The 21,425-nt window shown below is 66.6% G+C and carries 16 protein-coding genes and 1 pseudogene; 14 read left to right on the top strand and 3 right to left on the bottom strand.

What is annotated here, in order from left to right:
* Nucleotides 1-8 precede the first annotated feature (8 nt).
* The 4 genes from KF910_RS00585 (at nt 9) to KF910_RS00570 (ending at nt 5,370) form a co-directional block, all read left to right on the top strand.
* A complete protein-coding gene (locus KF910_RS00585) occupies nt 9-1,517 on the top strand; it encodes an RsmB/NOP family class I SAM-dependent RNA methyltransferase (protein WP_292258217.1) in 1,509 nt (502 codons plus the stop codon).
* Nucleotides 1,514-2,209, top strand: coding sequence for a 5'-methylthioadenosine/S-adenosylhomocysteine nucleosidase (locus tag KF910_RS00580; protein ID WP_292258215.1), 696 nt, complete (start codon nt 1,514-1,516; stop codon nt 2,207-2,209). Before KF910_RS00585 ends, KF910_RS00580 begins: the two co-directional genes overlap by 4 nt.
* Nucleotides 2,206-3,765: a glutamine-hydrolyzing GMP synthase gene (guaA, locus tag KF910_RS00575; protein ID WP_292258213.1), complete on the top strand. Its 1,560-nt coding sequence runs from the start codon at nt 2,206-2,208 to the stop codon at nt 3,763-3,765. Before KF910_RS00580 ends, guaA begins: the two co-directional genes overlap by 4 nt.
* 111 nt (nt 3,766-3,876) lie before the next feature.
* The gene (locus KF910_RS00570; protein WP_001120888.1) at nt 3,877-5,370 is read left to right on the top strand and encodes an IS91-like element ISVsa3 family transposase; all 1,494 of its coding nucleotides are present in this window, start codon (nt 3,877-3,879) and stop codon (nt 5,368-5,370) included.
* Nucleotides 5,371-5,605: 235 nt separating this feature from the next.
* On the opposite strand, the pseudogene KF910_RS00565 reads toward KF910_RS00570, so the two are convergent.
* The 3 genes and pseudogenes from KF910_RS00565 to KF910_RS00555 all read right to left on the bottom strand — a co-directional run.
* Nucleotides 5,606-5,848 (bottom strand): annotated as a pseudogene (locus KF910_RS00565) (phosphoglucosamine mutase); the annotation flags it as partial.
* An 86-nt stretch (nt 5,849-5,934) separates the two neighbouring features.
* Entirely contained in the window at nt 5,935-6,750 is an 816-nt protein-coding gene (gene sul2, locus KF910_RS00560; protein ID WP_001043260.1) for a sulfonamide-resistant dihydropteroate synthase Sul2, read from the bottom strand.
* A 320-nt stretch (nt 6,751-7,070) separates the two neighbouring features.
* Nucleotides 7,071-7,619, bottom strand: coding sequence for a cupin domain-containing protein (locus KF910_RS00555; RefSeq protein WP_292257814.1), 549 nt, complete (start codon nt 7,617-7,619; stop codon nt 7,071-7,073).
* Between the two features lie 143 nt (nt 7,620-7,762).
* Between KF910_RS00555 and KF910_RS00550 the strand changes: the two genes are divergently transcribed.
* The 10 genes from KF910_RS00550 (at nt 7,763) to KF910_RS00505 (ending at nt 21,407) form a co-directional block, all read left to right on the top strand.
* Entirely contained in the window at nt 7,763-9,199 is a 1,437-nt protein-coding gene (locus KF910_RS00550; RefSeq protein WP_292257812.1) for an aldehyde dehydrogenase family protein, read from the top strand.
* Nucleotides 9,200-9,207: 8 nt separating this feature from the next.
* Nucleotides 9,208-9,951 (top strand): glucose 1-dehydrogenase, encoded by a 744-nt coding sequence (locus tag KF910_RS00545; RefSeq protein WP_292257810.1) that lies wholly within the window; start codon nt 9,208-9,210, stop codon nt 9,949-9,951.
* 10 nt (nt 9,952-9,961) lie between these two features.
* On the top strand, nt 9,962-11,080 hold the full coding sequence (gene leuB, locus KF910_RS00540; RefSeq protein ID WP_416354670.1) for a 3-isopropylmalate dehydrogenase: 1,119 nt from the start codon (nt 9,962-9,964) through the stop codon (nt 11,078-11,080).
* Nucleotides 11,077-12,357: an acetylornithine deacetylase/succinyl-diaminopimelate desuccinylase family protein gene (locus KF910_RS00535; RefSeq protein ID WP_292257807.1), complete on the top strand. Its 1,281-nt coding sequence runs from the start codon at nt 11,077-11,079 to the stop codon at nt 12,355-12,357. Before leuB ends, KF910_RS00535 begins: the two co-directional genes overlap by 4 nt.
* A gap of 22 nt (nt 12,358-12,379) precedes the next feature.
* Nucleotides 12,380-12,925, top strand: a complete 546-nt coding sequence (locus KF910_RS00530) for a cupin domain-containing protein (protein ID WP_292257805.1) — start codon at nt 12,380-12,382, stop codon at nt 12,923-12,925.
* 173 nt (nt 12,926-13,098) lie between these two features.
* Nucleotides 13,099-14,412, top strand: coding sequence for an aspartate aminotransferase family protein (locus tag KF910_RS00525; protein ID WP_292257803.1), 1,314 nt, complete (start codon nt 13,099-13,101; stop codon nt 14,410-14,412).
* A gap of 19 nt (nt 14,413-14,431) precedes the next feature.
* Entirely contained in the window at nt 14,432-16,645 is a 2,214-nt protein-coding gene (locus tag KF910_RS00520) for a TonB-dependent receptor (RefSeq protein ID WP_292257801.1), read from the top strand.
* Nucleotides 16,646-16,670: 25 nt separating this feature from the next.
* A complete protein-coding gene (locus KF910_RS00515) occupies nt 16,671-18,881 on the top strand; it encodes a TonB-dependent receptor (RefSeq protein WP_292257800.1) in 2,211 nt (736 codons plus the stop codon).
* A gap of 63 nt (nt 18,882-18,944) precedes the next feature.
* Nucleotides 18,945-20,528: an alkaline phosphatase D family protein gene (locus tag KF910_RS00510; protein WP_292257798.1), complete on the top strand. Its 1,584-nt coding sequence runs from the start codon at nt 18,945-18,947 to the stop codon at nt 20,526-20,528.
* A 27-nt stretch (nt 20,529-20,555) separates the two neighbouring features.
* Nucleotides 20,556-21,407, top strand: coding sequence for an acid phosphatase (locus KF910_RS00505; RefSeq protein WP_292257796.1), 852 nt, complete (start codon nt 20,556-20,558; stop codon nt 21,405-21,407).
* The last annotated feature ends 18 nt before the right edge of the window (nt 21,408-21,425 follow it).

Below are 21,425 nucleotides of genomic sequence, written 5' to 3'. Positions count from 1 at the left end.
GAGGTTCCGTGACCCCTGCCGCCCGTCTCGCCGCCGCCGCCTCGGTCCTGGATTCCATCGCCCAGGGCCGCCAGCCGGCCGAGGCCGTGCTGAAAGCCTGGGGCCAGGCCAACCGCTACGCCGGGTCCAAGGACCGCAAGGCCATTGCCGACCGGGTCTATAAGGTGCTGCGCGCCCGCGCCCGCCTGTCGTGGGCCATGGGCGGGCGCGAGGACGGACGGGCGCTGGTGATCGGATCGCTCAGCCTGATCGACGGCCTGGCTCTGGACGAGATCGAGGCCCTGCATTCGGGCGACGGCTATGGTCCGCGTCCGCTGTCGAAACAGGAACGCAGCCGTCTGACGGCGGCGGGCGAGGGGGACCTGCCCGGCTGGGTCGCGGCGGGCCTGCCGGCCTTCGTGGTCGAGGATTTCAAGGCGACCTTCGGCGATCGCTGGGCCGAGGAGGCGCAAGGGTTGATGGCGCCGCGCGCGCCCATCGACCTGCGGGTCAATACGCTGAAGACGGACGTGGCGACCGAGCGCGCCGAACTGGCCCACGTCGGGCTTGAGGCGACGCGGACGCCGTGGTCGCCCGTGGGCCTGCGTCTGGCCAGCGAGCCGCCGCCGAACATCCAGGCGACCGACGCCTTCAGGGATGGCCGCATCGAGATCCAGGACGAGGGCAGCCAGATCGTCTGCGCCCTGGCCGGCGCCGCGCCCGGCATGACGGTGGTCGACTATTGCGCCGGCGGCGGGGGCAAGACCCTGGGGCTGGCGGCCGCGATGTTTCCTTCTCCCCTCGGGGGAGAAGGTGGCTCGCAGCGCGAGACGGATGAGGGGGCTGTTGGCGACACACCCGATCATCCTGCAGACGAGACGAGGGACCAGCCCCCCCATCCGAGCGGCTCCGCCGCCCACCTTCCCCCGCGAGGGGGGAAGGGAAGACTTATCGCCTCCGACGTCGTGCAGAAGCGGCTGGACGCCATCCGGCCCCGGCTGGCGCGCGCGGGGGTCGAGGCGGAGCTTCGCCTGCTGGGTCAGAATGGCGGGGGGATGGAAGACCTGAACGGCGCCGCCGACCTGGTCTTCGTCGATGCGCCGTGCAGCGGTTCGGGCACATGGCGACGCCGGCCCGAGGACGCCTGGCGCCTGACGACGGACGAGGTGGCGCGTCTGCACGCCTTGCAGGTGCGCATCCTGGGCCAGGCGGCGAAACTGGTGCGGCCGGGCGGGCGGCTGATCTATGTCACCTGTTCCATGCTGGCGGCCGAGAACGAGGCCAGCGCCGACGCCTTCGAGGCGGGGCATCCTGAGTTCCGGCCCGTGGCTATGTTCGCTCCTCCCCCCTTGGGGGAGGGGGACCATCCGAAGGATGGTGGAGGGGGCTGGTCCGGGCTGCGGAGTCTGGGGTTGGCCCCATCCACCGCTTCGCGGTCCCCCTCCCCCGATGGGGGAGGAATGCATCGCCTGCGCCTGTCGCCGGCATCGACGAACACCGACGGCTTCTTCGCCGCCCTTTATGAGCGGTCGGCATGAGGCTGGAACGCTATGGTGATGTCGTCGTCCTGCCGGTCATGGCGGCGCCGGCGGAATATGGGGAGCATCTGCGGGCGCGCATCGATCCCCTGATGACCGGCATCGGCCCGGTCGAGGCGGCGGTGTCCCTGACCGCCGCCCTGGCGCGGCTGGAGGCGACCGGTCAGGCGCCGGACCTGGTCGTCTCGCTGGGGTCGTGCGGGTCGCGGGTGCTGGACCATGCGGCGGTCTATCAGGCGTCGTCGGTGGCCTATCGCGACATGGACGCCAGCCCGCTGGGGTTCGAGAGGGGGATCACGCCCCTGCTGGACCTGCCCGCCGTCCTGACCCTGCCGTGCCCCATCGCCGGTGTGCCCTGCGCGCGCCTGTCGACCGGGGCGAATGTGGTGTCCGGCGCCGCCTATGACGCCATCGCGGCCGAGATGGTGGACATGGAGACCTGGGCCCTGGTGCGCGCGGCCCAGACGTTCGGCGTTCCCCTGATCGCCCTGCGCGGCGTGTCGGACGGCAAGGCCGAGCTGAAGGTTCTGAGCGACTGGACCGGGACCCTGCATCTGGTCGATGCGAATTTGGCGGCGGCGCTGGATCGGCTGACGGACGGCCTGCAGTCGCAGGGTCTGAGCCTGCTTGAAATGACGGCCGGTCCCGGCCAAGACCCCGCCCAATCCCCTGTTTCGGAAACGATCCCATGACCACCGCCGCCCACCAGAAGGTGCTGATCGTCGATTTCGGCAGCCAGGTGACCCAGCTGATCGCGCGGCGCCTGCGCGAGGCGGGGGTCTATTGCGAGATCCATCCGTTCGACAAGGCGGGGGCGGCCCTGGCGGCGATGAAGCCCCAGGCCATCATCCTGTCGGGCGGCCCGGCGTCGACGACGGAAACCGCAAGCCCGCGCGCCGATGCCGCCCTGTTCGAGGCGGGCGTGCCGGTTCTGGGCATCTGCTACGGCCAGCAGGCCATCTGCGCCCAGCTGGGCGGCAAGGTGGAAAGCGGCCACCACCGCGAGTTCGGTCGCGCCGAGATCGCGGTCCAGAAGGACAGCCCCCTGTTCGCCGGCCTGGCCGGGGTGGGCGAGGGCGAGCCTGTGTGGATGAGCCACGGCGACCGCGTCACCGCCATTCCCCCCGGCTTCGAGGTCATCGCCACCTCTGAAGGCGCCCCCTTCGCCGCCATCGGCGACGAGGCGCGCAAGATCTATGGCGTCCAGTTCCACCCCGAGGTGATGCACACCCCGCGCGGGGCGACGATCCTGAAGAATTTCACCCACCGGATCGCGGGCCTGACCGGCGACTGGACCATGGCCGCCTATCGCGACGAACAGGTCCAGAAAATCCGCGCCCAGGTGGGAACCGGCAAGGTGATCTGCGGCCTGTCGGGCGGGGTCGACAGTTCGGTGGCGGCGGTGCTGATCCACGAGGCCATCGGGGACCAGCTGACCTGCGTCTTCGTCGACACCGGCCTGTTGCGCAAGGATGAGGCGAAACAGGTCACGACCCTGTTCCGGGAACACTACAACATTCCGCTGATCCATGTTGATGCGTCACAGGAATTCCTGGGCGCCCTGGCCGGGGTGTCGGATCCGGAAACCAAGCGCAAGACCATCGGCAAGATATTCATCGACGTGTTCGACCGCGAGGCGAACAGGATCGAGGGCGCCGAATTCCTGGCCCAGGGGACGCTGTATCCCGACGTGATCGAGAGCGTCTCGGCCTCGGGCGGCCCCAGCGCCGTCATCAAGAGCCACCATAACGTCGGCGGCCTGCCCGATTATATGAAGCTGAAACTGGTCGAGCCCCTGCGCGAACTGTTCAAGGACGAGGTGCGGGCCCTGGGCCGCGAACTGGGCCTGACCGACGCCTTCGTGGGCCGCCATCCCTTCCCGGGGCCGGGCCTGGCCATCCGCATTCCGGGCGAGATCACGCCCGACGCCGTGGCGACCCTTCAGGAAGCGGACGCCATCTATCTGGACGAGATCCGCAAGGCGGGCCTGTATGACGAGATCTGGCAGGCGTTCGCGGTGCTGCTGCCGGTCAAGACGGTGGGGGTGATGGGCGACGCCCGCACCTATGAGAAGGTGCTGGCCCTGCGCGCCGTCACCTCGACCGACGGCATGACGGCCGATTTCTTCCAGTTCCCGTGGGATGTCCTGGCCCGCACGGCGACGCGGATCATCAACGAGGTGCGCGGCGTCAACCGCGTCGTCTATGACGTGACGTCCAAGCCGCCCGGGACCATCGAGTGGGAGTGACGGGCACTGGCTGGCAATGTCTAGCAACGGCAGGCATTTCGGCTGAGGGTAAAAGAACTTTCCGCTAAGCGATAGACTGTATGTAAACACAGTATTGCAAGGACGCGGAACATGCCTCATGTGGCGGCCAGGACGGCCAGCCGGGATCGGGATACTGGTCGTTACCAGAGCCACCGACCCGAGCAAACCCTTCTCTATCAGATCGTTGACGAGTATTACCCGGCATTCGCTGCGCTTATGGCAGAGCAGGGAAAGGAATTGCCGGGCTATGTGCAACGGGAATTTGAAGAATTTCTCCAATGCGGGCGGCTGGAGCATGGCTTTCTACGGGTTCGCTGCGAGTCTTGCCACGCCGAGCACCTGGTCGCTTTCAGCTGTAAGCGTCGCGGTTTCTGCCCGAGCTGTGGGGCGCGGCGGATGGCCGAAAGTGCCGCCTTGCTGGTTGATGAAGTACTGCCTGAACAACCCATGCGTCAGTGGGTGTTGAGCTTCCCGTTTCAGCTGCGTTTCCTGTTTGCCAGCCGGCCCGAGATCATGGGGTGGGTGCTGGGCATCGTTTACCGCGTCATTGCCACGCACCTGGTCAAGAAAGCGGGCCATACCCACCAAGTGGCCAAGACGGGCGCGGTCACCCTGATCCAGCGTTTTGGATCGGCGCTCAATCTGAATGTTCACTTCCACATGCTGTTTCTCGACGGTGTGTATGTCGAGCAATCCCACGGCTCAGCGCGTTTCCGCTGGGTCAAGGCGCCGACCAGCCCAGAGCTCACCCAGCTGACGCACACCATCGCCCACCGGGTGGGTCGCTATCTGGAACGGCAAGGCCTGCTGGAACGGGATGTCGAAAACAGCTATCTGGCCTCGGATGCGGTGGATGACGACCCGATGACACCCCTGCTGGGGCACTCGATCACTTACCGTATCGCTGTCGGTTCACAGGCGGGGCGAAAGGTGTTCACTTTGCAAACTCTGCCGACCAGTGGTGATCCGTTCGGTGACGGGATTGGCAAGGTAGCCGGGTCCAGCCTGCACGCCGGCGTGGCGGCCAGGGCCGATGAACGCAAGAAGCTCGAACGGCTGTGCCGGTACATCAGCCGCCCGGCGGTATCCGAGAAGCGGCTGTCGTTAACACGAGGCGGCAACGTGCGCTACCAGCTCAAGACGCCGTACCGGGACGGCACCACGCACGTCATTTTCGAACCATTGGATTTCATTGCAAGGCTGGCCGCCCTGGTACCGAAGCCCAGAGTCAACCTAACCCGCTTCCACGGGGTGTTCGCACCCAACAGTCGGCACCGGGCGTTGGTCACGCCGGCAAAACGGGGCAGGGGCAACAAGGTCAGGGTGGCTGATGAACCGGCAACACCAGCACAACGGCGAGCGTCGATGACATGGGCGCAACGGCTCAAGCGTGTTTTCAATATCGACATCGAGACCTGCAGCGGCTGCGGCGGCGCCATGAAAGTCATCGCCTGCATTGAAGACCCTATAGTGATCAAGCAGATCCTTGATCACCTGAAGCACAAAGCCGAAACCAGCGGGACCAGGGCGTTACCCGAAAGCCGGGCGCCACCGGCTGAGCTGCTCCTGGGTCTGTTTGACTGACGAGCCTGAAGGCCAACGATACCAATCAAAATGCTGCGTTCACAGCGCCGCGGCAGGGATCCGCCGTGCTGGTTGTCGGAAAAGGAGCCGCTAGTGGGAAAGAGGAGGGTAAATTTTCAGCGTTGCTGGCTCCCCGTCAGCCGGATTGGGTTGCATCGCAGGGGTGTCGAAAGAGTCAACTGCGGTCCAAAGCTGTTGGACTTGGGTGAAAAGGGCGTTTATTCTTCCTATACGTTGTCGGCAGCGGGCCAAAAAGGAATACGTCCATGCCCATCGAGGTGAAACCGGCTGTGAGCGCGGGTTCAAGCATATAGCCCGACAGGCGCGTATCCTTGCCGATCACGACACGATGGCGGTGGTCACCGCGACGAAAGACACGGCCAGCCGCCATGCCGACGCGCAAGGCGGTTTCCGCCGTCATCGCGCCTTCGTTGGCTTTGCCACGAATACCGTCTGTGCCGAAATATTTGCGCACCATAAGGTCGATTATCCTGTCGTCGGGTCGCCCTCAAAGGGGACATGCCTGCTGAACCGCGAATATAGAGAAATATCCCGAATGTGCAGTTAACGAATTCTTGCGGTTTCTTTCAGCGCCGCCAATACCGCCAGCCCGTCGCGCAAGGGGCGCGGCTCGTGTGTGCGGATGAAGTCAGCTCCACCTGCGGCGGCGGCAAGCTCTGCAGCGAGTGTCGCGGCCCCGACATCCCCCGGACCACGGCCTGTGAGCGCGCGCAGAAAGGATTTGCGCGAAACAGACAGAAGCACCGGCAAATCGAAGCGCAGCCGCAATTCATCGAACCGCGCCAGCACCGAGAGCGAGGTTTCGGGAGCAGCCCCCAGAAAAAACCCCATGCCGGGATCAAGGACAAGGCGGTTGCGTTTGATACCGGCACCCGTCAGCGCCGCGATGCGCGCGTCAAAGAACGCCGCAATGTGATCCATGATGTCGCCAGCGGGTGCCTCGCGCCGATCTGCCTGCCCGTCTTGCACCGAATGCATAACGACGAGTTTGGCAGATGATTTCGCCAATTGCGGATAGAACGCAGCGTCTGGAAAACCGCGAATATCATTGAGATAGGCCACACCACGCGACAAGGCATAGGCTTGCGTCGCGGGTTGATAACTGTCGAGCGAGACGGGAATGCCATCTGCCTTGAGCGCGTCCAGCACCGGCGCGATACGCGCGATTTCTGTGTCGGACGAAACAGGCGCGGCGTCGGGATTGCTGGATGCCGGACCGAGGTCGATCACATCTGCCCCCTCGGCCATCAGCTTACGCGCCTGCGCAATGGCTGCGTCTGGCGCCAGATACCGGCCTCCATCGGAGAAACTGTCCGAGGTTATGTTGACGATGCCGAAAATGATGAGCGATTTATTCATGGGGGCTTCTATAATAATAATAATCGAGCATGAGTCTCATACGGATGCTCGGGTCGAAAGGGAATCCCCAGGCGAGTAACCTGTTTGCGGTGATCCATTAGCTGCAGGAGCAGAAGAGCATACATCTGGAAGCAAAGCCAGGAAAGCGGCCTATGGAGCTGTGCGGCAGCGCTCAGTAGGCAATTTTTCAAAATATTGTTAAGCCTTTTCTGAGCATGGTATTTTTCATGGTATTACCAATTAGCAGGAAAATAAGCCATTGAATATAAAAGATAAAAATGTCTTGTTTACAATAGAGTGGGAGTGAGGGGCGCGCGCCGCTAGAAGCTGGGTGGGGTGCAGGCGCTGATCAGGCGGCAGGGTTCCTGGCCGACGCAGCGGAAGCGGTGCGGCTTGTGGCTTTCGAAATAATAGGCGTCGCCGGGACCCAGGACGCGCACCCGCCCTTCGACCGTGACCTCCAGCCGTCCGCTGATGACGACCGCCCCTTCCTGGCCTTCGTGCATCAGGGGGACCCGGCCGGTGTCGGCGCCCGGCTGGTAGGTTTCGCTGAGGATCTGGAGGGTCTTGCCGAACACCCTTTCACCGACCTGGCGATAGGAGATCAGCCCCTTGCCGATCTCTGTCAGTTCGTCCGCCGTGTAGAAGAAGCGGGACGAGGCCTCGGGGACGATGGCGAAGAATTCGGACAGGCCGACGGGAATGCCGTCCAGAATGCGCTTCAGGGCGCCGATCGAGGGGTTCATCCGTCCCGCCTCGATCAGGGATATGGTGGAATTGGTCACGCCCGCGCGCTTGGAAAGCTCGCGCTGGGACAGGCCCTGACGTTCCCGAACGAAGCGCAACCGGCTGCCGACATCGACCGTCATGAGGGTGCGTCCGTTGTTGCGGATGTTGCGGATCGGGCAAAGATAGCCCGACCAAACGCGTGAATCCAGTGACTTAGGGAGCGTTAGAAAAGGGGTTGTTGTCGATGGCGCCATATAGCCCACTGGCGCCGATGTTAGAGTCCATGAAGTCAAACACGCTTTTGATCGGTGGTCGCTGGCGCAGGGCCGACGCCGCCGAGGCGATCCCGGTCGAGGACCCCTCGACCGGCGAGGTGATCGCGGACATCGCCGCCGCGACCGCTGCGGATGTCGATGGGGCGGTGGAGGCCGCCAGGGCGGCGCTCGATTCCGACTGGGGCGCGCTGGCGGCGGCCGACCGGGGCCGAATTCTGGCGAACATCGGCCAGGCGGTGCTGGCCTATGTCGACGACCTGGCGGTGCTGGAGGCGCGGGACGTCGGCAAGCCGCTGAGCCAGGCGCGGGCCGATGTGGTCGCACTGGCGCGGTATATGGAGTTCTACGGCGGCGCCGCCGACAAGGTTCATGGCGAAACCATCCCCTTCAAGGCCGGCTATACGGTCTACACCCTGTGGGAGCCGCACGGGGTCACCGGCCACATCATCCCGTGGAACTATCCGATGCAGATCATCGGACGCTCGGTCGGGGCGGCGCTGGCCATGGGCAATGCGGCGGTGCTGAAGCCGGCGGAGCAGGCCTCGCTGACCGCCCTGGCCTTCGCGCGGATCGCCATGGAGGCGGGACTTCCGGCCGGGGCGCTGAACGTCATCACGGGCCTGGGGTCCGTGGCCGGGGCCGCCCTGGCGGGACACGCCGGGGTGGGGCACGTCTCCTTCACCGGATCGACCGGGGTCGGCGCCATGATCCAGCAGGCCGCCGCCGCCAATGCGGTGCCGGTCACCCTGGAGCTGGGCGGCAAGTCGCCGCAGATCGTGTTCGATGACGCGGACCTGGAAAAGGCCCTGCCTTTCCTGGTCAACGCCGGAATCCAGAACGCGGGCCAGACCTGTTCCGCCGGGTCGAGAATCCTGGTGCAGACGGGCGTCTACCGCCAGCTTCTGTCCGCCCTGAAGGAGCGGTACGAGGCCCTGCGCGTCGGCCCGGCCATGGCCGACCTGGACGTCGGGCCGCTGATTTCGGCGCGGCAGAAGGCCATGGTCGAAGGGTATCTCGAACTGGGGCGGGCCGATGGCCTGGTCGCGGCCGAGGGTCGGATCGTCGAGGATGCGCCCGCCGGCGGCCATTACGTCCGGCCGACCCTGTTCGCGGATGTCCCGGCGGATCACCGGCTGGCCCAGGAAGAGATATTCGGCCCGGCCGTGGTGGTGACGCCGTTCGAGACGGAGGACGAGGCGGTCGCCCTGGCCAACGGCACCGATTATGGGCTGGTGGCGGGCGTCTGGACGGCGGACGGCGGCCGGCAGATGCGGCTGGCCCGGCGTCTCAGGGCCGGTCAGGTCTTCCTGAACAACTATGGCGCCGCGGGTGGGGTCGAACTGCCGTTCGGCGGCGTGGGCAAGTCCGGCCATGGACGGGAAAAGGGGTTCGAGGCGCTCTATGGGTTCTCCACCCTGAAGACCGTCGCGGCCTATCACGGTTAGGAGCCGAGATGAGACTGGACGGCAGGATCGCTATCGTCACGGGGGGCGCGTCCGGTTTTGGCGAGGGCATCGCCCGTCGCTTCGCCGCCGAGGGCGCGCGGGTGGTCGTCGCCGACCGCAACGAGGCCGCGGCGGCGGCCCTGGCTGCGGACCTGGGAGGCCAGGCCCTGGGCGTCGGGGTCGATGTCTCCGACGCGGATCAGGTCAACGCCCTGGTTCGACAAACGGCCGACCTGGGCCGCATCGAGATCCTGGTGAACAACGCCGGGGTGGGCCACCAGCCCCAGCCGATGGAAGACCTGCCGCCGGAGGAGTTCGAGCGCGTCTTCGCCGTGAACGCCCGATCCATCTATCTGACGGCCCGCGAGGTGGTGCCCCTGATGAAGGCCGCCGGCGGGGGCGCCATCCTGAACATCGCCTCCACGGGCGGCGTCAGCCCGCGCCCGAATCTGACCTGGTACAACGCCTCGAAAGGCTGGGTCATCACCGCCACCCGGGCCATGGCCATCGAGCTGGCGCCGTCGGGGGTGCGGGTCAACGCCCTGAACCCGGTGGCCGGGGAGACCCCGCTGCTGAAGACCTTCATGGGCGCGGACACGCCCGAGGTTCGTGCGAAATTCCTGGCCTCCATCCCGCTTGGCCGGTTCTCGACGCCGGCGGACATGGGTGCGGCGGCGGCCTTCCTCTGTTCCGATGACGCCTCGATGATCACCGGCGTCGCCCTGGAGGTGGACGGTGGCCGCTGCATCTAGGCCGGACAGGCTGCGGCTCCTGGTTCTGCCGGGAGACGGGATCGGACCCGAGATCGTCGGGGAGGCGGTTCGTCTGGCGCGCTGGTTCTCGGCCGACCTGGGCTTTGATCTGGAGATCACCGAGGGGCTGGTGGGCGGCGCCTCGATCGAGGCCCATGGCGCGCCGATCACCGACGCGGTGGTGGAGCAGGCCCTGGCCGCCGATGCGGTTCTGTTCGGCGCCGTGGGCGGCCCGCGCTGGGACCATCTTGAGCGACCCGCGCGGCCCGAGGCGGGAATCCTGCGTCTGCGCCAGACGCTGGACCTGTTCGCCAACCTGAGGCCGGCGGTCTGCTACGGTGAGCTGGCGGGGGCGTCGGCGCTGAAGCCCGATCTGATCGAGGATCTGGACATACTGATCATCCGGGAAGCGACGGCCGGGGTCTATTTCGGCCTTCCCCGAGGGATCGAGACGGGGCCGGACGGCGCCCGGCGGGCCTATGACACCCAGTCCTATACCGAGGCCGAGATCGCCCGGATCTGCCATGTCGCCTTCGCGACCGCCCGGACCCGCTCTGGCCGGGTCTGTTCGGTCGACAAGGCCAATGTGATGGAGACGGGGGCCCTGTGGCGGGCGGTGGCGACGGAGATCGGAGCGCAATACCCGGACGTCGCCCTGAGCCACATGTTCGCCGACAACTGCGCCATGCAGTTGGTGAGCCGGCCCAAGCAGTTCGACGTGATCGTCACGGACAATCTGTTCGGCGACATCCTGTCGGACGCGGCGGCCGCCCTGAGCGGATCGCTGGGCCTGCTGCCGTCCGCCTCGCTGTCGGCGCCGCTGGCGAACGGCCGACGGCGCGCGCTTTATGAGCCGATCCACGGGTCCGCGCCGGATATCGCCGGGCGGGGCATGGCCAATCCCATCGCGACGCTTCTGTCCTTCGGCCTGTGCCTGCGCCATTCGATGGACCGTCCGGAGGCGGCGGACCGGCTGCAGCAGGCGGTCAGGACCGTTCTGGCCGAGGGCATTCGCACCCCGGACATCGCCGTCGACGGCCCATCCGTGTCGAGCGCCGCCCTGACCGACGCGGTGCTGCGGCAGCTGGAAAATCCCTCATCTCCGGTTGAAACGAAGGCGCGCCGATGACCGATCCCCTGGACGCCGTGATGACGATGATCGACGGCCGCGCCGACGATGTGGCGCAGCTGACCCGGGACCTGATCCGCTTTCCCACCGTCAATCCGCCGGGCGACGCCTATCGCCCCTGCGCCGAATATATCGGCGACCGTCTGCGTCGGCGCGGGTTCGAGGTCGAATACATCCGCGCAGTCGGTTCGCCGGGCGATTCCGACGCCTATCCCCGCATCAATATCGTGGCCCGTCGAGAGGGGTCGCGGCCCGGCCCCTGCGTGCATTTCAACAGCCACATCGACGTGGTCGAGGCCGGTGAGGGCTGGACGGTTGATCCGTTCGAGGGCGTGATCAGGGACGGCCGCGTCTATGGCCGGGGCGCCTGCGACATGAAGGGGGGGCTGGCCTCCTCGATCATCGCGGTGGAGGCGCTGATCGATTCCGGGGTTGACCTTCCCGGCGCCCTGGAGGTTTCGGGCACGGCGGACGAGGAGTCGGGCGGCTATGGCGGGGTGGCCTATCTGGCCGAGCGCGGCTGGTTCTCGAAGCCGCGCGTCGATCACGTCATCATTCCCGAGCCCCTGAACGTGGACCGGGTCTGCATCGGCCACCGGGGCGTCTGGTGGGCGGAGATCGAGACCAAGGGGCGCATCGCCCATGGCTCCATGCCCTTCCTCGGGGATTCGGCGATCCGGCACATGAACGCCGTGATGCAGACCTTCGAGGAGCGGCTGTATCCGGCGCTGGAGAGCCGCCACTCGGACATGCCGGTGGTGCCGGAGGGCGCCCGCCAGTCGACGATGAACATCAACTCCATCCATGGCGGGCAGAGCGAGGATTTCGAAGGCCTTCCGGCGCCCTGCGTCGCCGATTCCTCGCGGATGATCATCGACCGCCGGTTCCTGATCGAGGAGACGCTGGAGGATGTGAAGGGGGAGGTGGTCGGCCTGCTGGACGAACTGGCGGCGACGCGGCCCGAGTTCCGATACGGAATCCGCGATCTGTTCCAGGTCGCGCCCAGCATGGCGGATCGCGACGGGCCGGTGGCCACCGCCGCCGCCAGGGCCGTCGAGCAGGTTCTGGGACGAAAGGCCAAATTCGTCTGTTCGCCGGGCACCTATGACCAGAAGCACATCGACCGAATCGGCAAGCTGAAGGACTGCATCGCCTATGGGCCCGGCGTGCTGGACCTGGCGCACCAGCCCGACGAATGGGTCGGCATCGACGACATGGTGTCGGCCGCCAAGGTCATGGCCCGGGCGGCCTATTCCCTGCTGCACGGCCAGCGGTGACGGACCGGAAGGGAGCGACGCCATGGACAACATCGTCGGTCCCAAGCTGAGGCTGCTGCGCGCCAAACTGGGTCTCAGCCAGAGGGCGCTGGCCAAGAAGGCCGGAGTGCCGTCCAGCACCGTGTCCCTGGTCGAAAGCGGACGGACCAGCCCCTCGGTCGGCTCCCTGAAGCGGCTGCTGGACGCCGCGGGCCTGTCGCTGGGCGAGTTCTTCAGCCAGGATTTCGAACAGCCCCAGCAGGTCTTCTTCCGCAGTGAGGAGTTCACGGAAATCTCGCAGGGCGACGTTTCGTATCGCCAGCTGGGCTGCGGCCAGGCCTCGAGCCTCCAGATCCTGCACGAGACCTATCAGCCGGGCGCCGACAGCGGCCGGGTTCCGCTGTCGCACGAGGGCGAGGAGGGCGGTCTGGTCGTGGAGGGGCGGCTGGAGGTCACGGTGGGCGACCAGGTCCGGGTGTTGAAGCCGGGCGACGGCTATCTGTTCTCCAGCCTTCTTCCCCATCGCTTCCGCAATATCGGGGACGCCCCCTGCGTGATCATCAGCGCCTGCACCCCGCCAACCTTCTGAGGTCCGAGAAGCCCATGTCCCGGACCGATCGAGCGGCTGATGCACCTGATCAGAATCTTGAGCGATATGGCGACAAAGCTGAACCTTTTCAGCGCAATCGGCGAGGCAAGAAACAGGCTTGTTCCTCGGCTCGGACCAACGGACTAATCCTTTATTGATCATGAAGTCGGCAAATGCTCACACGTGAAACCAGTGATCTGGCGTCGTTCTGGATGCCCTTCACGGCCAACCGCGACTTCAAGCGGACGCCTCGCCTTCTGGAGTCGGCCGAGGGGATGTACTACTTCACCCCCGAAGGTCGGCCGGTGCTGGACGGCGCCGCGGGCCTGTGGTGCGTCAACGCCGGCCATGGCCGCCGCGCCATCATCGACGCGATCAGCCAGCAGGCGGCCCGACTGGACTATGCGCCGACCTTCCAGGTCGGCCATCCCAAGGCGTTCGAACTGGCCGACCGGCTGGGCAAGCTGTTTCCCGACGACCTGGACAGGGTCTTCTTCGCCGGGTCCGGATCCGAGGCCGTCGATACCTCGCTGAAGATCGCGCAGGCCTATCATCAGGCCCAGGGCAAGACGGACCGGGTGCGGTTCATCGGTCGCCAGCGCGGCTATCACGGCGTCGGCTTCGGCGGCATCTCCGTCGGCGGGCTGGACAACAACCGGCGCGGATTCTCCCTGCTGCCGGGCGTCGATCACCTGTCCCATACCCACAGCCTGGAACATGCGGCCTTCTCGCGCGGCCAGCCGACCTGGGGCGCCCATCTGGCGGACGAGCTGGAGGACCTGATCGCCCAGCGGGGCGCCGAGACGATCGCCGCCGTCATCGTCGAACCCCTGGCGGGGTCGACGGGCGTCCTGGTGCCGCCGGTCGGCTATCTGGAAAGACTGCGAGAGATCACGGCCCGCGAGGGCATCCTGCTGATCTTCGACGAGGTCATCACGGCCTTCGGCAGGCTGGGGGCGGCGACGGCTTCGGAACTGTTCGGGGTAACGCCGGACATGATCGTCTGCGCCAAGGGGCTGACCAACGGCGCGGTGCCGATGGGCGCGGTCGCGGTCCGCTCGGACATCTATGACACGGTGGTCGAGGCCGGCAGCGGCATCGAATTCTTCCACGGCTACACCTATTCCGGCCATCCGCTCGCGGCGGCCGCGGGCCTGGCCGCGCTGGACATCTACGAGGGCGAGCAGCTGTTCGACCGCGCCCGTTCCCTGTCCGGCGTCTGGGAAGAGGCCGCCCATGGCCTTGGGAACGCCGCCCATGTCATCGACATCCGCAACCTGGGCCTGGTCGCCGCCATCGAACTGGAAAGCCGCCCGGGCCAGCCGGGCGCGCGGGCGACCGAGGTGTTTCAACGCTGTTTCGACGAAGGCGTGCTGATCCGGGTGACCGGCGACACCATCGCCCTGTCGCCGCCCCTGGTGGTCAGTCCATCCGAGATCGAACGAATTTTCGAGTGCGTGTCCACGGTGATCCAACAAACGGCCTGAGGGCCGAAAGGGGGAGACGATGAGGCAGTTCTACTTGAGTGCGTCATTCGGGGTCCTTGCATCGGTTCTGGCCGGCGCCGCCGCGGCCCAGACGCCGCCGGCCAGCCAGACGGGGCAGGCCGCCACGGTGATCGACGAGGTCATCGTCACGGCCCAGCGTCGCGAGCAGGCCGCCCAGGACGTGGGCATCGCCCTGAGCGTCCTGTCCGGGGACGACCTGGCCGATCGCGGCGTCACCAACATCAACCAGTTGCAGACCGCCACGCCCAACCTGGAGATCGAACCGGCGTTCGGCGGCGGCGCGGCGCAGTTCAGGCTGAGGGGCGTCGGCTTCCAGGACTACGCCTCGAACAACGCCCCGACCGTCGGCGTCTATGTCAACGAGGTGGCCTATCCGGTCCCGGTCATGACCCAGGGGCTGATCTTCGACATCGACCGGGTCGAGGTCCTGCGCGGGCCCCAGGGCACCCTGTATGGGCGCAACACCACGGGCGGGGCGATCAGCTTCGTGACCCGCCGGCCGACCGATACGCCGTCCGCCGGGATCATGGCGGAATACGCGAGCTTCGACGCCCTGCGGGTGGAAGGCTTCGTGTCGGGCCCGATCGGCGACAGCGTGAAGGGGCGCATCGCCCTGTCGACCCAGCAGGGCGGGGCCTTCCAGTACAACCGCGACACCGGGGCCTCCCTGGGCGACGCCGACCGCACGGGCGTCCGGGCCCTGATCGACTGGCAGGCGTCCGAAACCGTCTCCTTCCTGCTGGATGTGCATGGCGGGATCGACAAGTCCGAGAACGAGGGCCTCTATCTTCTCAATCCCCTGGTGACCCGCCTGGGCGGTCCGGGCAGCGTGCTGATCCCGGCCGACAGCGACCACCGGGCGACCGGATGGGGGGTGTCGCCGCGCTTCGCCGCCGAGATGGGCCGCGACCTCGACGCCAAGCCCGGGCGCGACAACAGTTCGTGGGGCGCCTCGCTCAACGCCAACATCGACCTGGGCGCGATGAGCCTGACCAGCATCACCAGCTATGAGACGCTGGATCGCAGCGAGTTCGGGGACTGGGACGCCACCGCCTCGGTCGAGGCCGACACCTTCTTCGGCAGCGACGTCAGCGTCGTGTCGCAGGAGGTGCGCCTGGCCTCCTACAACGACGGGCCGCTGAACTGGGTGGCGGGCGTCTATTATTCCAAGCAGGAGTTGGACGAGCGCTATTCGTCCGACTTCATCGACATCTACGGCACCTACGGGCAGGTCTCCTATGCCCAGCAGGTGGAGTCCGTCAGCGTGTTCGGCCAGGCGGAATTCCGCTTCAACGACGCCTTCAAGCTGATCGGCGGGCTGCGCTACGAAGAGGAGACCCGCGATCTCGACGGCTTCGGCACAGCCTTCGGCGGGGCCACCGCCCTGCCGCCCACCTCCGTCTCGACGAAGATGACGCCCATGACCGGCAAGGTCGCGCTGGAATACACGCCGAGCGACAATCTGCTGATCTACGGCTCGGTCAGCCGGGGCGCCAAATCGGGCGGCTTCACCACCTACAACACCGGGGACGCCAGCGGGATCGCGCCGTTCCGGCCCGAGATCCTGATCGCCTATGAGGTCGGGTTCAAGTCGGACCCCAGCCCGAGCCTGCAGATCAACGGCGCGGCCTATTTCTACGACTATACGGACCAGCAGGTGCTGTCCGCCGTATATGGGGTCAACGGGCCGGTGGGCCGGTTCGCCAATGTGCCGTCGTCGGAAATCTACGGCGCGGAACTGGAAGGCGTGTGGAGGCCGATGGACGGCCTGCGGATCGCCCAGTCGCTGAGCTACAAGCATGGCGAATACACCGACTTCTTCGACCTGGACGTGCCGGCGTCGCGGAATGCGGGGATGGCGGTCTATGCCGACAAATCGGGGCAGGAGATTCCCTTCCCGGCGATCAGCTATGGCGGGTCGGCTTCTTATGACTGGATGGCCGGCGGTTTCGCCCTGACCGCCGAGGTCAACTACAGCTATCGGGATGAATACCCGTCCTGGCTGGGCGTCAAATACGACGTGCCGTCCTACTGGCTCGCCAATGCGAGCCTGACCTTCTCGCCGTCCGCCGGCCCCTGGTCTGCGACGGTCTTCGTCCGGAACCTGTTCGACCAGGAATACGACCTGACGCGCAATTTCTTCACCAGCGCGGACATCGCACAGCCCGGCCGCCCGAGAACCTGGGGGGTTCGCCTAAGCTACCAATACTAAAAACTTTTCCTGAGGGGGAAATGCCATGAGACAGCTTCTTTTCGGTTCTTCGACACTGGTGCTCGCCGCGCTTATCTCAGGCGCCGCGGCCGCCCAGGACAGGCCTTCGACCCAGGAGGGCGCCTCCGTCCTCGACGAGGTCATCGTCACGGCCCAGCGGCGTGAACAGGCGGCCCAGGACGTGGGCATCGCCCTGAGCGTCGTCGGTGGCGAGCAACTGGACGAAAAGAACATCAGCGTCGTCAACGACCTGGAAAACGCCGTCCCGGCCCTGGAGGTCGACAGCCAGTTCGGGGGCGGCCAGCCGCAGTTCCGCATCCGCGGCATCGGCGCGCGCGAATATTCCAGCAACAACGCCTCGACGGTCGGCATCTATGTCGACGAGGTCGCCCACCCCTATACGGTGACCACCCAGGGCGCCCTGTTCGACGTGGCGCGGATGGAAGTCCTGCGCGGGCCCCAGGGCACCCTCTATGGTCGCAACACCACCGGCGGCGCCGTCAACATCATCACCAACGCCCCGACCGACCAGCTCCGCGCGGGGATGACGGCGGAATACGGCTCCTACGACCGCTATAAGGTCGAAGGCTTCGTGTCCGGCCCCATCTCCGATAGCCTGCGGGCGCGCCTGGCGGCGACGACGGAGCAGGGCGGGGCGTGGCAGTTCAACCGCGACACCGGCGAAGCCCTGGGCGACGCCGATCGCACCGCGGTGCGCGGCCGCCTGATCTGGGACGCCTCGGAGCGAGTTTCGGTCAATCTGAACGCCACCTATTCGCGCGACCAGTCTGACGGTCTCGGCTTCCGGCTGCTGGCCCCCTATACGCCGGTCGGCGGCGCGACCATCCCGGCCGATACGCAATGGCGCATCACCGGCTGGGGCATTTCGCCCGAGTTGGCCGCCGTCGCGGGCCTGCCGAACAACGCCAAGCCCCAGCGGAACAACACCGGCTTTGACCTCAGCATGATCATCAAGGTCGATCTGGGGGCGGCCGAACTGACCTCGATCACCGCGCACCAGTCGTTCGAGCGCAAGGAGTTCAACGACTGGGACGGCACCGCCTTCCACGAGTCGAACGTCTTCTTCTACAACGACATCAACGTCACCTCGCAGGAACTGCGCCTGGCCTCCACCTCGGACGGTCCGCTGAGCTGGATGGTCGGCGCCCACTATGCCGACGAGGACATCGACGGGGGCTTCTACACCCAGTTCCGCGGCCTGGGCCCGCTGATCAACACCCCCTATGGCCAGACCGTGGAGGCCTTCGGGGTCTTCACCCACAACACCTATCAGGTGACGGAGCGGCTGAACCTGGTGGCTGGTCTGCGCTATGAGACGGAGACCCGGACCCTGACCACCACCGGCACCGGCGTCGGGGGCGCCGTGGGGGCGGCGGTCACCTATGACACCGACCTGTCCGAAGTCTCCGGGCGGCTGGGTCTGGAATACAAGCTGGCCGACGACGTCCTGTTCTACGCCAACGTCTCGCGCGGGGTGAAGTCCGGCGGCTTCACCACCTACAACGCCACTTCGGCCACCCCGTTCAAGCCCGAGATCGTGATCGCCTACGAGACCGGGTTCAAGTCTCAGTTCCTGGATCGCCGGGTCCAGCTGAACGGCGCGGTCTTCTACTACGACTACCGGGACCAGCAGGTTCAGGGCCTGGAATACGACCGTGACAACGGTCGTCTGGGCAAGATCACCAATGTGCCCAAGTCCAGCATTTCGGGTGGAGAGCTGGAGCTGATCTGGGCCGTCCTGCCCGGTCTGACGGTCACCCAGCATGTCGCCTACAAGGATGGCCAGTACGACGAGTATTTCGCCATCGACGGACCGAAGACCGACGCGGCCAACCCGCCGGACGGCCCGTGGGACGTGATCATTTCGAACGATCGGTCGGGTGAGCGGCTGGGCTTCCCGCGGCTGACCTACGGCGGTTCGGTGGCCTATGACTGGTCTCTGGGGAATGTCGATATCCGGGCGGAGACCAACTACTCCTATCGGGACGAGCTGTATTCCGTCAGCGCGTCGTCCATCATCCCCGAATACTGGCTGGCCAACGCCAACCTGTCGCTGAGCCCGGCGGGTTCGAACTGGAGCGTGACCTTCTGGGCGCGCAACATCTTCAACAAGTATTTCGAGGAGACCCGGAACGGCTTCAATGGATCGGCCCGTCCGACGACGTCGCCGCACATGCCCCGGACTGTCGGGGTCCGTCTGAGCATGGACTTCTGATGGTTACTGGCGGGCGGGTCTCCCCGGTCTCGCCCGCCAGTCCTTTTGTGTGTGGATGCGTCGATGATTCTCAGCTGCCCTCGTCCTGACCGGCGTTCGGTCCTTGCCGGACTGATCGCCGCCCCGGCGGTCATGGCGTTCGGCCGCGCCCGGTCGGACGGCGCCGACCTGTTTTCGCTGGGGGTGGCCAGCGGCGATCCCACGCCGGACGGGGTCGTTCTGTGGACCCGGCTGACGGTCGATCCCCTGGCGGCCGATGGGTCGGGGGGGCTTTCGGAGCCGATCCCGGTGCGCTGGGAAATCGCGGCCGACGAGGCCTTCCGGCAGCCGGTGCTGGCGGGAGAGGATGTGGCGACCGCCGACTGGGCCCACTCCATCCACATCGAGGTTTCGGGCCTGCAGCCGGACCGGCCCTACTGGTATCGTTTCGTGGCGCAGGGCCAGCAGAGCCCCATCGGCCGCACGCGGACGGCCCCGGCGCGCGACGCCGACCTGGAGCGCCTTCGCTTCGTCGTGGCCTCGTGCGCGCACTGGGAGCGGGGGTATTTCAGCCCCTACCGGCACATGGCGGACGAGTCGCCCGATCTGGTCGTCTTCCTGGGCGACTACATCTACGAATATTCGCTGGGCGAAGATCGGGCGGCCGAGGTGGTGCGGCCCTATGGAATGGGCGAGGCCACGACCCTGGCGGGCTATCGCAACCGCTACGCCCTTCACCGCACCGACCCCGACCTGCGGCGTCTGCACGGGGCCGCGCCCTGGATCGTCATCTGGGATGACCACGAGGTGCAGGACGACTATTCCGGCGTCTGGTCCAAGGTGAACGGCGTCAGCCCGGTGGATTTCGGGCGGCGGCGGGCGGCGGCCTATCGCGCCTTCTACGAACATATGCCGCTGCGTCGGAACGTGCTGCGCGGGCCGGGGATGGAGATCTATCGCAGCCTGTCCTACGGCCGACTGGCGCAGTTCGTCATGATGGACGGCCGGCAGCACCGTTCGCGCCAGCCGTGCAGCACCGGGCCTGAAGGCGGCAAGGGACAGGTCGTGGCCGATTCGACCTGCCTGGATCGCGCCGACCCTTCGCGCACCTTCCTGGGCTTCGAGCAGGAGACCTGGGTCTATGACGCCTTGAGGCGGTCGAACGCCCGGTGGAACATCCTGGCCCAGGACCTGGTCATGGCGGGGCTGAGGATGGGGTCGGCGGGCGGCGCGGAACCGCGCTACTGGACCGACACCTGGGACGGCTTCCCCGCCGCGCGGAACCGGTTCGTGCGCAATCTGGCGGCGATCAATCCGTCGAATCCCGTGGTCCTGACGGGGGATTATCACTCGTTCTGGACCAATGACGTGCGGCTGGATTCGGCCGATCCGGACTCGCCGGTGGTCGCCACCGAATTCGTCGGCACCTCGGTGACCTCCAGCGGGCCGCCCCACGATGCGCTGAATGCGATGCTGCCGGAAAATCCGCAGGTGAAATTCCTGGATGCCCGTTCGCGCGGCTATATTTCCGCCGATCTGGATCGACGGCGGCTGAGCACCCGCTATCAGGCGATCTCGGATCGGCGGGACCCTGACGCCACCCTCTCGACCCTCAAGTCCTGGGTCGTCGAGACCGGCCGCCCGGGCGCCGTGGCCACCGATGACTGATATGCGTCCCCCTTCCGGAGCCGACCAATGACCCTTCGTTCCTTCCTGTTCCTGGGCCTCGGCGCGCTGGCTTGCGGAACCCTGGCCGGCTCGTGCGCCACCGCCGACATGGGCGCCGCCGCGGCCGAAACCGGGGCCGCCCCGACGCAGACCAGCTTCTGGACCGGATTCCGGGATCATCCGCACGGCTATCTGACGGCGGGCGACGCGCCGAACGCGCTCAACTTCCTGCCGCCGCCGCCGGAGCTGGACTCGCTCAGAGGTCAAGCCGACGTCGCGGCCTATCGCGCCACGCGGTCGCTGGCGGGCTCCGAGCGCTGGGCGATCGCCCGTTCGGACAATGAAATCGAGACCCCCACGGCCCCTCGGATTTTCGAATGCGCCCTGGGCGTCAAATTCGAGCCGGAGCAGATGCCGACCCTGACCTATCTGCTGGGCCGGATGCTGGGCGATCTGGAGACGATCCAGACCCCGGCCAAACGCGCCTATTTCCGCTCGCGCCCGTTTGTCGCGGAACCGGCTGAGACCTGCATCGCGCCGGAATCCTGGCTGGCGGCCAGCGGCTCCTATCCCTCGGGTCATTCGGCCTTGGGCTGGGCCTGGGCCCTGACCCTGGCGGAAATGGCGCCAGACCGGTCCGACGCCATCCTGCGCCGGGGCCTGGCCTATGGCGAGAGCCGGGCGGTGTGCGGCGTCCACTACGCCAGCGATGTCGAAGCCGGCCGCATCGTCGGGGCGGTGATCGTCACGCGGCTGAAGGCCGATGCGGCCTTCCAGGCCGATTTCGCCAAGGCCCGGGAAGAACTGGTCCGGGCGCGCGCGGCGTCGTCGCAGGCGGCGCCGGACTGCAGCGCCGCCCTGGCCTCTGCGCCCTACTGAGACGACGGTGGTGAGTGG

This window comes from Brevundimonas sp., assembly GCF_019636155.1.
Taxonomy (GTDB): Bacteria; Pseudomonadota; Alphaproteobacteria; order Caulobacterales; family Caulobacteraceae; genus Brevundimonas.
Note: the sequence above shows the minus strand (reverse complement) of the source record. Positions and strands in the feature narration are given on the sequence as shown.